This is a genomic window from Paenibacillus lycopersici (genome assembly GCF_010119935.1).
GTDB lineage: Bacteria > Bacillota > Bacilli > Paenibacillales > Paenibacillaceae > Paenibacillus_Z > Paenibacillus_Z lycopersici.
The window spans coordinates 2,012,043-2,027,081 of the sequence record NZ_CP048209.1; the positions used below are offsets into that span (position 1 = coordinate 2,012,043).

The window sequence follows — 15,039 nt, forward strand, 5'->3', positions numbered from 1 at the left end:
CGCCGATGACCATATTCATCTCCATACTTTGGAACAATGTAATCCCGTTGTCAGTCATGATTGCTTTAGGCATCACGCTGCATCGGGTTTTTTCTTTGGATATCAAAACCTTGTCCAAGCTTAACTTTTATTTGTTCTCTCCGGCTATGATCTTTAATTTATTGTATACGACCGACATTCCGGTCAACGTCCTGTTCAAGGTGCTGCTGTTCTTCTTCCTGTTCATGGCGCTGCTCTACGGCTGCGTGGAAGCGGCCATCCGCATCCGGAAGACGCCCAGGGCGATGAAGGGCGCCGTGCGCAACAGCGTATTGTTCTATAACAGCGCGAACTACGGCATCCCGCTCAATCAATTGGCGTTCGCCTCCAATGCGTACACGCTGTCCGTCCAGGTGCTGATCATGATGATGCAGTCGCTCCTGCCGAATACATACGGGATCTACAACGTGAATTCGCATAAGCTGCAAGCGCGGGACATCGGCCGGACGATCCTCGGCCAGCCGGTCATCTACGCCATTCCGCTCGGCTTGCTGCTGCACAACCTGCACGTACCCATCCCGCTGGCGCTGTCCACGCCGCTCGGTTACTTGGCCAATGCTTTCATCGGCATCGCGCTCATTACGCTCGGCGTGCAATTGGGCAGCATGAAGCTGACGTTCCGCCATCCGAAGATCAAGGACGTGCTCGTGTCCTGCGCGCTGCGCCTGATCGGAGGCCCGCTGCTCGCGGCGGCGGTCGTCTGGCTGCTGCGCACGAACAACGTCACCATGATCGACAGCCTGATGGCCAAGGCGCTGATCGTGTCATCGTCCGTGCCGACCTCGTTATCCAGCGTTCTGCTGGCCGTTGAATTCGACAACGAACCGGAATTCGCCTCTCAGGTCGTGCTGTTGTCCACGACGATAAGCATCATTACGGTAACTTGCGTCATTTATTTTCTGCATATCTAAACAAGAAAAGCATGCCTTCGCTGAGGCATGCTTTCAGATTGTCGAGAACTAGACGTCGCTTCGAGCAGGCCCGCGGCAAACAGCGCCTTGGAGCACGAACAAAATCCTGTTGGCGCTTCGCCGGCGTGTCATGGACGGCCGTGTCCGTTTCGAACCAGCCGGTTTCTTGACGGCTGGTGCACGGTTCGTCCGCCGATGCAAGGAAGCGGACAGGAGATTCGTTATTCGCTGCTTTATCACGTTTTTCCGTGTGCTCGCGGACAGGAGATCCGTTATAGCGGCTGATTAACCTGTTTTCGATGTCATCGGGGGACATTAACGGATCCTGTGTCCGTGCACTGCCTCAAAAGCACGATTTTGCCAAAATAACGGAACGTCTGTCCGCTTGTCTTAGCGGGGGATCCTTACGGAATTTTAATAAGTGCCCGGAGGGGCGAGGTGGAGTCGGAGAAACGAAGTGGTCGCCCTTGCAGCCGGATAATATACTTATTTGAATTCAATCCAAATTATCCGGCAGCAAAAGGCGATCGGAGACCCACCACGCACCGGAGGGCATGCCTTAAAATGTTTTAGATTTCCACTTGCATCACGCTCAAGTGGACCGGAATTTTAATAAGTGCCCGGAGGGGCGAGGTGGAGTCGGAGAAACGAAGTGGTCGCCCTTGCAGCCGGATAATATACTTATTTGAATTCAATCCAAATTATCCGGCAGCAAAAGGCGATCGGAGACCCACCACGCACCGCAGGGCATGCCTTTCATATTACAGTCCATCTTCCTTACTCCATTGGACGGCACCCTGCGGCGGATACATAATATACGCCTCCAGCCCCGCCTTTTCCAGTTGCTCGATCAAATACTCCTCCGGCGTCTTCTCCACGCCCGGATAGCCGCGGCGCGTATGAATATGCTCGGCGTCGGGAAACGCGTCGCGAAGCATGCCGCGGATGCGCCGGCCGGAAGCGTCATTGTCCGTGAATATGTACACTTGCCCGTCGCCGGCCTGCCGGCGAAGCTTGTCGATCTGCTCCGTGCCCGGCGTGCCGTAGGTGCACAGAATCGGCACTTCCTCGCTCAGCACGCGCCGCAGCCGGCTGCGGTCGTTCTTGCCCTCCACAATCAAGACGATATCCGTCATCGCTGACTCACCTCTTCCGCCATCTTAGCAGAGTTCCCGGCCAAACGAAAAGACGGCCCGCCGGATCCGGCAGACCGTCTTGGTCGAAGAAGCACGCCGCGCCGTCCCAGGCTCGCAGCCGGTTCTTCTTGCTATGGCGACTCGGCAATTAGCAGAAGCAACCGCAAAGTACGATTACCAGCAGGATGAAAAGGACGAGAATTGCGGCAGGAGACGTAAGGCCATGGTGATGGCCACCGTGGATTGGCTCTACACATTGAGACATTGTGAAGTCACCCCTCTTTCGCCTAATGAGGACTAGGGCTTCGATCGCGGTGCCGGAAGCATCGCGACCACTTGCCACTCTGTAATGTATGCCCCGGAATGATATCAGCCCTGTGCCTTTACCCAGAATGGGAAAAATGGGCGCCGGCGTCGCGCGTGCGCGGCGTATCGGCGAAGAGCGGCAGCACCGCGACGGCGATCATCAAGCCGACGAAGGCGATATAGTACGGCGAGACGAAATCGCGCAGATGCCCGGCAAGCATCGGCCCCAAGAAAGCGCCGATGGAGAAGGCGATGGACAGAATCGAGAAGACGCGGCCGTACCGCTCGCCGCCGCTGCGTTCGATCAGGAGCGAGGACAGCGCGGGGAACACGATCCCCTTGGCCATGCCGAGCACGAACAGCAGCGCGTAGAACGGCAGCGGCGCCCCGGCGGCAATGGCGAAGTACGTAATCGCGAGCAGGAAAGCGCCCCATAACGAACGCAGAAACGGCGACAGCTTGTTCAGGAACAGCAGGCTGAGCGTGAGCAGCGCCCCGAGACTGACGATGGAGAAGAGCAGGCCTGTCGTCATCATGCCTTCTTTGGTGGTCGACATGAGCGGCAGCTCGAAGGACAGGATGCCCTGGGCGCAGCTCATGGCGATCGGCAGCAGGAAGATGAGCCAAGGAATCGCGGTCGGGCGTTCCGGCTTCGCGTCCGGCTCGGCGCCCTCGCCGCGCATGCCGGCAAGCTCCGCTTGGGCTTTGGCCAGCTGAAGGCTGCCTAACGGCTGCGCGAGCTGCGCCGGAACGTCGCGGATGAAGAACAAGGCGCAGACCGCGGTCACGACGAGCACCCAGCCCAGCACGTTGAAGGCGGTCGCGAAGCCGATCTGCGCGACCAAGTAAGCGCCGGCGGCGGGCGATACGACGGAGGCGAGCGTATGCACGAGACCGTTGCCAGCCATCAGCTTGCGCTGCCTGACGCGGCTCGTGGCGACGCGCGCGAGCAGCGACATGCACGCCGGAGACAGGAACGCGAGCACGAAGCCGCTGATGGACCGCAGCGTCAGGAGCTCCCACGGATTCGTCACATGCGATTGCAGCAGCAGGATGACGCCGGCGGCGCCGAGGCTGAAGACGATGAACAGGCGGCTGCCGAACCGGTCGACGCCGAAGCCGGCAAGCAGATTGCCCGGCAGATGGGTGATGGAATACAGCCCCATCATGAGGCCGATGAAGGAAGGCGCGGCCCCGAGCGACACGGCGAACGGCGTAAGGATGGGATACTGGGCGTGCAGGTCGAAGAAGGCGACGAACAGGAACAGGTAAAGCCAGATGGCGGTTTTCAACGGATCACGACTCCTTTGGCGTATAATGATCGGCGGTTCGGCCGGTCGCGAAGCAAGCCTTCTCGGCGCATGGACATGACTGTTACTACTTGTACGCGTTTCGAAGCCCCGTTATGTCTGCCGGCGCGTCCTGGTTTACGCTCCCAGGGACATGGGTTATAATGTTTGGTATAATGGCCGATTGGCGGTATAATTGAGGGGTGCGCGCAAAATGAGCTTTGATTTTAACTATGACTCGGATACATGGGTGCAATTTTTTAAGGATAACTGGCTGTTCTTGGTTATTGCGCTCGTCGTGCTTCTGCTGGTCATTCGCATTGTGAAGACGGTCGTGAAATGGCTGATCGTCGTCGCGATTCTGGCAGGCGTCGTCATCTATAGCGGTTATTCGCTTGAAGACGTCAAGTCCATCACGACGAAAGTGGCGGACAGCGTGAAGCAGGAAGCGATATCGGCGATGGCCGGCGAAGCGAAGGATGCGACCTTTACGAATAACAGCGACGGAACGTTCACGGTCAAGACGAAGAACCTCGAGCTGACCGGCACGCCCGGCGACGGCAAAGTAGACGTGGTGTTCGGCGGCACGCCGCTGGGCACATGGAAAATCGATGCGGCGATCCAGGCATTGATCGATCAGGCGAAGAAGAACGTCTAGCTTCGCCGATCGCTTGGCAGGATGCCGAGAGCATGGCGCAATAATGGTTTCGAAGGAGGCTTCATCATGCATGCATGGGTTCAAACCTTGCTCAAACCGGAACCGGTTGCGCTCATGGCGGTGCTTATCCTGCTTGTCTCCTTGATTACGGGAATGAGAAGAGGTGCGTCGGGTTCCGCGAAGCACCTTTTCTTTTTTATTTGGCAGGCGGCGGCGGTCGTCGTTTCCCTCCTCCTGGCGGGCAGCGGCGCGATGTATGCGTCGCCGTTCGTGCGGGACTGGCTGGTGGAGCGCGGCATCGCGATTCCAAGGGAAGAGATGGGCGGGCTGAAGCAGTTCTGGTACACGGCGATCACGAGCTTGCGCGATTTCGAGCTGCTGCGCTTCGGGGCGCTCTTCCTGCTCCTGTACGCGTTATTACGGCTGTTGCTGCACGCGGTCGAGCCAATCGTCTTCGGACTGGTCGACGGTTTGCTGCCGCGCGGCCGCGACATGCGACGGACGGAGCGAAGCGGAACGATGCCGTTCATCTCCGGCACGGCCAGCCGGACGACGGGCGCCATGCTCGGCGCGCTGCTCGGCGGCGGACGCGCGTTCATCGCGATGGCGTGCCTGTTCGTCTACGTGTCCATCCTGCCGAATGCGTTCGGCACCGACATCATCCGCGACTCCGCGCTGTACAATAAGACGGCGTCGGAGCTGCTCGATCCCGTGGCGGGCGACGTGCTGAAGCGGGGGCCCGTGTTCACGGAAGCCGTCGAAGCGGAATTCCGCCGCGTGCTGGAGCGGAAGTACGATGTGATCGACGCGGCGATACCGCCGAACATCGAGGCCGCCGCGGCAGCGGTAACGAAAAATTCGCCGACGGACGAGCAGAAGGCCCGTGCGCTCTACGACTGGGTCGGCACGCGGATCGCGTACGATTGGGATAAAGCGGATAACTATGTGGAACGCGGCATCTGGAAGGAACAGACGCCGACCGATACCTTCGCGACGCGGAAAGGCGTCTGTATCGACGTTGCCCGCCTTTATGCGGTGATGGCGCGCTCCGTCGGCCTGGAGGTACGCGTCGTGACCGGCGTCGGCGCGACGGGGAACGGCGGGTACGGCCCGCACGCCTGGAACGAAGTGAAGCTGGCGGATGCCGGCGGCAAATGGATACCGCTCGATGCGACGTGGGCATCCTCGGGCGACTGGTTCAATCCGCAAGGCTTCTCGAAGTCGCATATTCGCGACGTTTAAGGATCACGGAAAGGAGTTATCGCATTGGAGAACGATCCGCAGAAGCGGGAGATTTCGCGCCGGCGGAATTTTTCGTTTCGCTTGAATATGTTCTTTTTTTCTACCTTCTTCTTATTCAGCGTCTTGATCGTGCGGCTGGCGATCCTGCAATTCGTCGAAGGGCCGTCGCTCCGCGAGGAAGAAGAGAAACGGGGCACGACGAAAGTGCTCATTCCGCCGATCCGCGGCAATATCTACGATTCGGGCGGCAAGGCGATCGCGTACTCCACGTCGACGCAGTCGTTGTATTACAGCATCGAGCCGGGCGAGAAGAAGGAAGATTCCATCGCGACGGCGCAGAAGCTGTTCGACGTGTTCCAGAAGCGCGGAGACCCGGCGGTCGGAGTGACGCTCGAACAGATCGTCAAGAACATGGATCTGGACTACAAGAAGAACACGGTGTCGGTGCCGCGGCGGATCAAGAGCGGTCTGACGCCGGCCGAGATCGCGTATTTCATGGAGAGCCGCGACTTGTTCAAAGGCATCGATATCGTCGAAGAGAGCATCCGGCATTACGATACGTCCCATACGGCGGTTCAGCTCGTCGGCTACTTGAAGAAGTTCGGCGGCGGCGCCGAGAACGGGCTGTACAAGGATAAAGCGAAGACCGACGATGCCAGGCTGAAATATTTGCAGCAGGAAGACGTCGGCTACGACGGGCTGGAGTTCATGTACCAGGACGTGCTGCGCGGCAAGAACGGGCTGAAGGTGTACCCGGTGAACGCCGTGAGCCGGATTATCGGTCCGCCGGTCGTGACGACGCCGGAGAAGGGCGACAATATTTACTTGACGATCAACCGCGAAGTGCAGGAAGAGACGGAGAAGGCGATCATGGATCAGCTGCAATATCTCCGCACGACGCCGACGGACAAGCGCGCGCCGAATGCCCGTACCGGGTATGCCGTCGCGATGGAAGTGAAGACGGGCAAAGTGATCGCGATGGCGAGCATGCCCGATTACGACCCGAACATCTGGGAAGGCGGCAGCATCTCGACGGAAGATTACAACGCGATCAAATACGTGCTGCAGAACGGCACGATCAGCTCGGTCATCGGACCCTACGACGATCCGAAGGAGCAGCGCAAGCATCCGTCGTCCATCGTGTTTCTGGGGTCGACCCAGAAGCCGCTTTCCGTGCTGATCGGGCTGAACGAGAAGCTGTTCACGACGACGAGCACTTATGTCGACACGGGCTCGTTCTTTTACGGCAAGGAAGGCCCGACGCGCCGCCGGATCGGCAACGCGAAGGGCCATGCATACGGCAAGCTGGATCCGGCATTGGCGATTTCCCGCTCGTCCAACCCGTTCATGGCCAAAATGATCGGCGACGCCCTGTACCGCAAGGATCCGAAGAACGGCGTCGATATATGGGATCAGTACGTGAAGCAGTTCGGCCTGGGCGTCGATACGGGCAGCGGCCTGCTGAACGAGAGCCGCGGCGTCATCGGCTACTTTCACGAGCAGGAGGCCGCCAGTTCGCAATCCGCGCTCATCCTGGCCTCGTTCGGCCAGATGGGCAGGTACACGACGCTGCAGCTCGCGCAGTACGCGGCGACGCTGGCCAGCCACGGCAAGCGGATGAAGCCGCAGTTCGTGAAGGAAATCCGCGATGCGGACGGGAACGTCGTGCAGAAATTCCAGCCGGAGGTCCTGAACGCGATTACGTTCCCGGACGCGTACTGGAAAGAAATCGAGACCGGCATGCTGAACGTCAAACTGGCCGACTTCAACGACCTGCCGTACAAAGTGCTGCGCAAGACGGGGACGTCCCAACAGCAGGTGAGCGGCAAGACGGTGGAGAATTCGGTGTTCATCGCATCCGCGCCGGCAGAGGATCCCGTCATCGCCGTGGCCGTCGTCATCCCGGAAGGCGGCTTCGGCGCCGACGGCGCCGCGCCGGTCGCGCGTAAAATTCTAAACGCGTACGACGATCATATCGGCATGTACGGCGTGCCGAAGAAACCGGCTGCGCCGCCGGCAGGCAATGCAGCGACTGGGAATACCGCAGCAGGGAATGCCGCCGCCGGAATGTAAAGACAGGGACCGCGTCCCGATAAATCGGCTTCGGGCCGTGCAGGCGCTTGGAGCAGGTACGCGCCGTGCATCGCGTGTCATCGATAGCGGATTCGAGGAACAGGCTTGCCGCCGCCGGCGGAGGCCTGTTTTTCGTTGATTCGGCTTGGCCGAATGTTGCACCGAAGCAACACTTTTGCATAACCTAAACTATGAACGGCAGCCGGGGAGGGATTGTCATGCGGAGAAGCTTGCGCAAGCATCGCGCGCTGCGCCGGTTCTTGTACGCCGCGCTGTTTCTGGCCGGCGCGATATTCGGCATTTAAGCGGGCGGGCTGTTTGGATTCTTCCTATTCTGTGCTAAAATTGCTCTAGCGGGCTGTACGCAGGCACTGCTGGCAGCCTGTCAGCTTGGGCAAGGAGGCCATCATGGGAACCATTAAACTAGTTGCATTGGACATGGACGGAACGCTGCTCAATGACCGGCAGGAAGTGAGCAAGGAGAACGCGAAGTGGATTCGCAAGGCGCTCGATGCCGGCATCGTCGTCAGCTTCGCCACGGGGAGAGGCTACGAGAGCGCTCTCCCGTACGCTGAGCAGCTCGGGCTCGAGGGGCCGATGATTACCGTCAACGGCGGCGAGGTCTGGGCGCGCCCGGGCGTGCTGCACAAGCGGTCGCTGCTGCCGCTGCCGGTCCTGAAACGGCTTCACGAGCTCGCCCTGAAGAATCCGGAATGCTGGTACTGGGCGTACACGACGATGAACGTTTACAACAAAGAAAATTGGAGCGAGATCGCATCGGCCGTCGAAGAGCAGCATTGGCTGAAGTTCGGCTATTACACGGAAGACAAGCCCGCGCTGCAAGCGATTCTGAAGGAAACGTCGGCCTGGGGCGGTCTGGAGATTACGAATTCATCGCCGAGCAACCTGGAAATGAACCCGGAAGGCGTGACGAAGGCGTCGGCGCTTCGCGAGGTGTGCGCCTTGCTGGGCATCGGGATGTCGGAGGTGGCCGCCATGGGCGACAGCTTGAACGATATCGCCATGATCCGCGAGGCCGGCCTCGGCGTCGCCATGGGCAATGCGCAGGACGAAGTGAAGGCGGCGGCGGATGCCGTAAACGTGACGAACGAGGAAGACGCCGTCGCGCGTCTGATGCAAGACTACGTGCTGAAAGGGTGAGTCCGGCATGGAAATCGCTGGCTGGATAGTCGTTATTGCCTTGTTTGCGATCGGCATGGCCGGGGCGGTATTTCCGATTTTGCCCGGAGCGCTGGCGATCTATGCCGCATTCTTCGTCTACGGCTTCTTCATCTCGTTCTCGTCTTTCGGCTTCTGGTTCTGGACGATTCAGACGCTGATCGTCATCGTGCTGTTCGTCGCCGACTATGCCGTCAGCGCTTGGGGCGTGAAGAAGTACGGGGGCTCCAAGGCATCCGTAGTCGGCAGTACCATCGGCGTACTGGTCGGCCCGTTCGTCATTCCGGCGTTCGGGCTTATTCTCGGCCCGCTGATCGGCGCCGTCATCGGCGAGCTGTTCGCCGGGGCGAATCTCGAGAAGGCGCTGAAAGCGGGGCTCGGCGCCGTCGTCGGCCTGTTCACGAGCACGGTCGTCAAATTTATTTTGCAAGGCGCAATGATCGTTATTTTCTTGATTTGGTTATAACGCGAGGAGGCGGATAACGGTGATCAAAGTAACCGTATGGAATGAGTTTCTACATGAGAAGGAGCACGGCGCCGTACAAGAGGTGTACCCGAACGGCATTCACGAGGCGCTGAAGGCGGGAATCGGCACGGACGGCTTCGCGGTGTCGACGGCCACGCTCGATCAACCCGAGCACGGGCTGACGGACGAGGTGTTGGCGAACACGGACGTCCTGATCTGGTGGGGCCACATGGGCCACGACAAAGTGGAAGACGCGATCGTGGAGCGCGTGCATGCCCGCGTCATGGAAGGCATGGGCCTGATCGTCCTGCACTCCGGCCATTTCTCCAAGATCTTCAAGAAGCTGATGGGCACGGGCTGCGACCTGAAATGGCGCGAAGCGAACGAGAAGGAGCGCATCTGGACGGTGAATCCGGCGCATCCGATCGCCGCAGGCCTGCCGGAGCAATTCGTCCTGGACCGCGAGGAAATGTACGGCGAGCACTTCGATATTCCGGCGCCGGACGAGCTCGTATTCGTCAGCTGGTTCGAAGGCGGCGAAGTGTTCCGCACCGGCTGCACCTGGTTCCGCGGACAAGGCAAAGTATTCTATTTCCGTCCCGGGCACGAAACGTTCCCGACGTACTATAATCCGAACGTGCTTCAGGTCATCCGCAACGGCATCCGCTGGGCTGCGCCTTCGGGAGCGGCCAAGCCGGTACGCGGCAACCACAAGCCGCTTGAGGAAATCAAAGCGAAATAAGCATCGGAGTAGGAGACAAGCGGCAGCTCATGGTTAAAAAAGACTCGTTAATCAAAGGCACGATCATATTGGCGGCGGCCGCGCTGGTAGCCCGGTTCCTCGGGATTTTCCAGCGCATCCCGCTCGACTACATGACGGACAGCCACGGCGGCGGTTATTTCACCGTCGCGAACAATATTTATTTGATGCTGCTGATCGTCGCGACGGGCGGCATTCCGAGCGCGATCAGCAAGATGGTGTCGGAGCGCTACGCGCTCGGGCGCCCCGACGAAGCGCAGCGCATCTACAAGGCGGCACTGCTGTTCGGCGCCGTCACGGGCGTGCTCATCACGGTGCTCCTGCTCGTCTTCGCGCCGTTCTACGCGACGCATATCGCCGAGAAGCCGGGAGCGGAGCTCGCCGTTCGGGCCATCGCGCCCGCGCTGCTGTTCTTCCCGGTCATCGCGATGATGCGCGGCTATTTCCAAGGCCGTCAGTTCATGGCGGCGGGCGGCGTCTCGCAGATCGTCGAGCAGATTCTGCGCGTCATTACGGCGGTCGGGCTCGGCTATTTGGCCTTCGGCTTGGACTGGGGACAGGACTGGATCGCCGCGGCGGCGACGTTCGGCAGCGTGTTCGGCAGCGTCGGCGCGTTCCTGGTCATGCTGTCGTATGCCCGCAGGCTGAAGCGGCAGGATGTGAAAGAGACGGCGGGATCCGGCTTCGCGCAAGCCCGCTCCAATCGTTCTACGCTGTCATTCAAATCGATTTATAGGGAATTGTTCAAGATTTCGGTACCGATCGTCATTACGTCGATGACGGTGCAATTCATTTATTTCTTCGATACGTCGTTCTTCATGAAGCTGACGCACGGGTATTACGCCACCGCGGATGCGGATCAAATGCTCGACTGGCTCGGCGTGAAGGCGCAGGCGCTGGCCGGCATTCCGCCGATTCTGGCGATCGCGCTCAGCCAGTCGATGATTCCGGTCATTTCGGCCGCCTACAAGGTGAAGAACATGAAGGAGGTCGAACGGCAGGCGTCGCTCGTCATGCGGATCGTCGTCTTCACGGGCGTGCCGGCCTCGCTGATCATGACGGTCGCCGCCGTCTCCATCACCGGCCTGCTGTTCTCCAGCACCGGCGGCAGCGGCGCCGTCGCCGCGCTGACCGCGGGGACGATCTTCCAGATTACGATGATGACGAGCAACACGGTGCTGACAAGCATGAACAAGCCGCGGCTGCCGATGCGCCACGCGATATTCGGGATCATCGTCAAAGTCGTGACGAGCTTGATCCTGGCGCCGATTCTCGGCGTGTACGGCATCATCCTGTCGTCCACGATCTGCTTCATGTTCATCGCGTCGCTGAATTTCCGCCAAATCCGGAAGGAAATCCGGTTGAACATTCTCGGGACGCGCTGGACGGGCTATGTGCTGACGATCGCCATCGCATCCGGAGCCGGCTGGCTGATCGATTACGCTTGCAGAATGTACGTCGGCGGCATTCCGGTCAAATTGACCTACGCCTTCGCCTGCATCGTCGTCGGCCTCGTCTCGCTTGGGCTATATGTCGCGCTGCTCGTTCTGCTTCGGGTCGTGACGAAGGAAGACGTGCAGCAATTCCCGGGCCCGCTGCGCCGGCTGCTGAACCCGCTGATGCGCGTCGTTGCGCGGCGCGGCGTCAATTCCGGCAGCTAATCTAGCAGCTATTCTAGTTTCCAGATTCCCCTCTATATGGTAGAATAGGCCATGGTCTTTCTACCTACGAGAGGGGTTTTTTCATTTGTTGAAGGCATGGATACGAAGCAAGAAGCTTATCGGCATGACAGTCATCGCGCTGGTTGCAATTGTCGTGGCGGGTTGTCAAGCGTTAAATGGACTAGACTTCAATGCAATGCTGAAGCAATCGCTCGGCACGACATCGTACGAGAGCAGCGAGACGGTCGAATTCAAGCTGCTCCTGAACGACGGGGCCGAAGCCGGGTTGAGCGGCGCAGAGGCGGAGATCATGAACTTGATTGCCAACGTGAAGCTGTCGCTGACCGACGTGAAGACGGACGAGCGGAAGGGCATGTCGGCCGAGGGCAGCCTCGACCTGGGCGCCAAGCATATTCCGTTCGCGCTCATGATCAATAACGAGGCGGCCGAATTGAAGCTGGACGGGGCGAAGAAGCCGCTCTACTTGTCATTGACGGATCCGGAAGCGGAAGCGGCCGCTTCGACCGACGACGAGGCGATCATGAAGGCAGGGAAGCAGATCGTCGACGCCGTCAGCGGCTACGCGATCGACAACTTGCCGAACCCGGCGAACCTGAGCGTGAAGCCGGGTCAAGAGACCGTGCATGGCGATACGGTCACCGGCATGAACGTGCACGCGGAGCTGAAGGGCAGGGAGCTGCTGGATTGGCTGAAAGGTTACGTCGACGCGCTCATGGCCGACAAGGAAGGCTTGAAGTCCATGCTGTCGTCCCTGCTGGAGACGCTGCAGAGCCAAGCGGGCGCGATCGAAGCGTCGCCGGCGGACAGCCTGTTCGGATCGCTGCCGAAGGAAGACGAGAAGCAAGAAGCGGTGAACAAGGCGGCCGACGAAATCGCGGACGCGCTGAAGCAATTCAAGGATACGATCGCGCAATCCGAGAAGGAGGATGCGGAGGAGATGGATGCCCTCTTGAACGACGGCACGTACGTGAAGGGGGATTTGTTCGTCGACGGCAAGCTGGACATTCGCAAAGCGGCTATCGAAGCCGCCGTTTCGCTGGAAGGAGTTACTGCTCCGGGCACCGTGGATCTTGGTCCGGGCAATGCCGAGCTGCAGGAACAGTCGCCGTTTAAAGGCATCTGGATGAAAGTGACGACGGACCGCTGGAACGTCAACGGTGACGTTCAGCCGGCACAGCCGTCGAAGAGCCAGCCGGTGCTGGACGCCGAAAGCCTCATGAACATGGAAGGCTACGAAGTGCTTAACCAGTTCGACAAGGGCTCGGACGTATACGACCTGCTGCGCAATCAGGCGCATATCAGCAAGCAGACGCTGGTCATGAGCCCGGAATTCAGCCGCAATGCGCCGATCATTACGCCGGGCGGCGTGACGATTATACCGCTCCGGTATGCTGCCGAATCGTTCGGCGCAACGGTGAAGGAAGAGAAGGACGGTTCGATCCGCGTGCAGGACGGCGCGACCAATACGAGCCTCCTCTTGAAAAAGGGAAGCAGCAATGCGATTATTAACGGGAAGACGGTCAAATGGACCTTCCCGATGACCGTCGTCGATAATAAGACGTACGTGCCGGCCCGCGATTTCGCGAAGGCGCTCGGCGCGCAGATCAGCTGGGAAGCCGATGAAGACGACTTCAAGCTGCTCATCCTGGTTCGCGAGCCGTAGTCGGGCGGCAGGCGATCATCGGCATGCTGCGCGCCGCGCGATCGCCGGCATCCGGATCTATAAAGGAGATGACCGCATATGGAATCGATCACGACGGATGACGCTTTCCGCGCTGCCATTCAGGGAGAAGGCGTAACGGTCGCGGTGTTTAAGACGACCTGGTGCCCGGATTGTCATTATATCGAGCCGTTCATGCCGGCTGTCGAGTCGAAGTACGAAGGGACAATCCGCTTCGTGCAAATCGACCGCGACGATCTGCCGGATCTCTGCTGCAGCGAGCTGAACATCCTGGGCATTCCAAGCTTTATCGCCTTCAAGCAAGGCGGCGAGCTCGTTCGATTCGTCAGCAAGCTGCGCAAGACGCGCGAGGAGATCGAGCAATTCCTGGATCGCGCGCTGCAGGTCGCGGACGCTTTGGCGAACTAAGCGTGCAGAAGGGAACGTCGACGCGTCAGCCCGGTCCTGATGCCTGCATACCGCAATGATCGAAGGCGGGGCGCCGTCCGCAAGGCGGCGGCATCCGCCGCGTTCGATGCCTTCCCATGAAGCCCGCCATACGGCCGAACCGCCGATTGGCGGGCTTTCTGCATCGCTCCTGCGTTCACAGTTTGAACATGGTATTTGTCGAATTTGTTCGTTATAATGGGAGGTGATTCTTTCGGAAGTAAGGTGATGCAATTGAATGCCAAACGTTATCGCGTGCTCGCTGTCTTGACCTGCATCGGCATGTTCCTCGTGCTCATTGCCGGGGCATTGGTTACCAATACGGATTCCGGCCGCGGCTGCGGCACGGATTGGCCGCTGTGCAACGGCAAATTCATTCCGGCGTATACCGTCGAATCGTTAATCGAATATTCGCACCGTCTGATCAGCGGCGGGGTCGGCTTGCTCGTCCTTGCCGCGTTCATCGCAACGCTGAAGCTGTATCGCAACGAGAAAGAGCCGATCGCGTACTCGGCGGGCGCGGGCCTGTTCACGGTGCTCCAGGCGCTGCTCGGCGCCGCCGCCGTCGTATGGCCGACGACGCCCGCCGTGCTCGCGCTGCACTTCGGCATCTCGATATTGGCTTTCATGTTCACGCTCCTGCTCGTCATTTGGGCATACCGCGTGAAGCACGGAACGGCAGAGCGGAAGCCGGCCTCCGCCATTCCGCAGACGGTGTTCTGGTTCTCGCTCGCGATTCTCGTTTACAGTTATTTCGTTATTTATCTGGGGGCCTATATCCGGCATACCCAATCGTCCGGCGGCTGCGTCGGCTGGCCGTTATGCAACGGCGAATTCGTGCCGGATCTGCACGGGGCGACGCTGTACGTCTTCTTGCATCGCGTCGCTGCAGCCGTTCTGCTCATCCTCGTCGGCGCCTTGACGCTTTACGTCCACCGCGTTTGCGCCGATCACCCGGGCATGCGCAAAGCGCTTACGGTTACGTTCGCGCTCGTCTGCTGCCAGGTGCTGAGCGGGGCGCTGCTTACGGTGACGCTTCGCGATGAAGATTGGTTTGTTTTTACGAGTATTCTGCACAATATGATTGTATCCGGCCTGTTCGGCATCTTGAGCGACTTCATGATCCGGGCCCGGAAATGGCGTCCGGAGCGGCTGCGGGCCTAACTTGATGTTTCTAACTCGCGCTACACG

Annotated in this window: 13 protein-coding genes; 11 read left to right on the forward strand and 2 right to left on the reverse strand. The window is 59.6% G+C overall.

What is annotated here, in order from left to right; translation table 11 throughout:
• The first annotated feature begins 5 nt into the window (after positions 1 to 5).
• On the forward strand, positions 6 to 950 hold the full coding sequence (locus tag GXP70_RS08660) for an AEC family transporter (RefSeq protein WP_162356075.1): 945 nt from the start codon (positions 6 to 8) through the stop codon (positions 948 to 950).
• Between the two features lie 761 nt (positions 951 to 1,711).
• Here GXP70_RS08660 and GXP70_RS08665 read toward each other — a convergent pair.
• Positions 1,712 to 2,086 carry a toprim domain-containing protein gene (locus GXP70_RS08665; protein WP_162356076.1) on the reverse strand — a complete coding sequence of 125 codons (375 nt, stop codon included), beginning with the start codon at positions 2,084 to 2,086 and terminating at the stop codon, positions 1,712 to 1,714.
• 383 nt (positions 2,087 to 2,469) lie between these two features.
• On the reverse strand, positions 2,470 to 3,684 hold the full coding sequence (locus tag GXP70_RS08670; RefSeq protein WP_162356077.1) for an MFS transporter: 1,215 nt from the start codon (positions 3,682 to 3,684) through the stop codon (positions 2,470 to 2,472).
• 211 nt (positions 3,685 to 3,895) lie between these two features.
• Here GXP70_RS08670 and GXP70_RS08675 point away from each other — a divergent pair, with 211 nt between their 5' ends.
• The 10 genes from GXP70_RS08675 (at position 3,896) to GXP70_RS08720 (ending at position 15,012) form a co-directional block, all read left to right on the forward strand.
• Positions 3,896 to 4,339, forward strand: a complete 444-nt coding sequence (locus tag GXP70_RS08675; protein ID WP_162356078.1) for a hypothetical protein — start codon at positions 3,896 to 3,898, stop codon at positions 4,337 to 4,339.
• 66 nt (positions 4,340 to 4,405) lie between these two features.
• Positions 4,406 to 5,581 (forward strand): transglutaminase domain-containing protein, encoded by a 1,176-nt coding sequence (locus GXP70_RS08680; protein WP_162356079.1) that lies wholly within the window; start codon positions 4,406 to 4,408, stop codon positions 5,579 to 5,581.
• Positions 5,582 to 5,605: 24 nt separating this feature from the next.
• Entirely contained in the window at positions 5,606 to 7,654 is a 2,049-nt protein-coding gene (locus tag GXP70_RS08685; RefSeq protein WP_225442726.1) for a peptidoglycan D,D-transpeptidase FtsI family protein, read from the forward strand.
• A gap of 408 nt (positions 7,655 to 8,062) precedes the next feature.
• A complete protein-coding gene (locus GXP70_RS08690; RefSeq protein ID WP_162356080.1) occupies positions 8,063 to 8,815 on the forward strand; it encodes a Cof-type HAD-IIB family hydrolase in 753 nt (250 codons plus the stop codon).
• A 7-nt stretch (positions 8,816 to 8,822) separates the two neighbouring features.
• Positions 8,823 to 9,299 (forward strand): DUF456 domain-containing protein, encoded by a 477-nt coding sequence (locus GXP70_RS08695; RefSeq protein ID WP_162356081.1) that lies wholly within the window; start codon positions 8,823 to 8,825, stop codon positions 9,297 to 9,299.
• Positions 9,300 to 9,318: 19 nt separating this feature from the next.
• Positions 9,319 to 10,041, forward strand: coding sequence for a ThuA domain-containing protein (locus GXP70_RS08700; protein WP_162356082.1), 723 nt, complete (start codon positions 9,319 to 9,321; stop codon positions 10,039 to 10,041).
• A gap of 29 nt (positions 10,042 to 10,070) precedes the next feature.
• Positions 10,071 to 11,720 carry a putative polysaccharide biosynthesis protein gene (locus GXP70_RS08705; protein ID WP_162356083.1) on the forward strand — a complete coding sequence of 550 codons (1,650 nt, stop codon included), beginning with the start codon at positions 10,071 to 10,073 and terminating at the stop codon, positions 11,718 to 11,720.
• Between the two features lie 85 nt (positions 11,721 to 11,805).
• A complete protein-coding gene (locus tag GXP70_RS08710; RefSeq protein WP_225442727.1) occupies positions 11,806 to 13,404 on the forward strand; it encodes a copper amine oxidase N-terminal domain-containing protein in 1,599 nt (532 codons plus the stop codon).
• A gap of 78 nt (positions 13,405 to 13,482) precedes the next feature.
• Positions 13,483 to 13,830 carry a thioredoxin family protein gene (locus GXP70_RS08715; RefSeq protein WP_162356085.1) on the forward strand — a complete coding sequence of 116 codons (348 nt, stop codon included), beginning with the start codon at positions 13,483 to 13,485 and terminating at the stop codon, positions 13,828 to 13,830.
• 246 nt (positions 13,831 to 14,076) lie between these two features.
• Positions 14,077 to 15,012 (forward strand): COX15/CtaA family protein, encoded by a 936-nt coding sequence (locus tag GXP70_RS08720; protein ID WP_318652418.1) that lies wholly within the window; start codon positions 14,077 to 14,079, stop codon positions 15,010 to 15,012.
• Positions 15,013 to 15,039 lie beyond the last annotated feature (27 nt).

Bases quoted from the DNA above. Each gene is read 5' to 3' on its own strand.
- GXP70_RS08690 (WP_162356080.1), top strand. From the start codon at position 8,063: ATGGGAACCATTAAACTAGTTGCATTGGACATGGACGGAACGCTGCTC.
- GXP70_RS08675 (WP_162356078.1), top strand. From the start codon at position 3,896: ATGAGCTTTGATTTTAACTATGACTCGGATACATGGGTGCAATTTTTT.
- GXP70_RS08680 (WP_162356079.1), top strand. From the start codon at position 4,406: ATGCATGCATGGGTTCAAACCTTGCTCAAACCGGAACCGGTTGCGCTC.
- GXP70_RS08665 (WP_162356076.1), bottom strand. From the start codon at position 2,086: ATGACGGATATCGTCTTGATTGTGGAGGGCAAGAACGACCGCAGCCGG.
- GXP70_RS08705 (WP_162356083.1), top strand. From the start codon at position 10,071: ATGGTTAAAAAAGACTCGTTAATCAAAGGCACGATCATATTGGCGGCG.
- GXP70_RS08695 (WP_162356081.1), top strand. From the start codon at position 8,823: ATGGAAATCGCTGGCTGGATAGTCGTTATTGCCTTGTTTGCGATCGGC.
- GXP70_RS08660 (WP_162356075.1), top strand. From the start codon at position 6: ATGACCATATTCATCTCCATACTTTGGAACAATGTAATCCCGTTGTCA.
- GXP70_RS08715 (WP_162356085.1), top strand. From the start codon at position 13,483: ATGGAATCGATCACGACGGATGACGCTTTCCGCGCTGCCATTCAGGGA.
- GXP70_RS08720 (WP_318652418.1), top strand. From the start codon at position 14,077: ATGCAATTGAATGCCAAACGTTATCGCGTGCTCGCTGTCTTGACCTGC.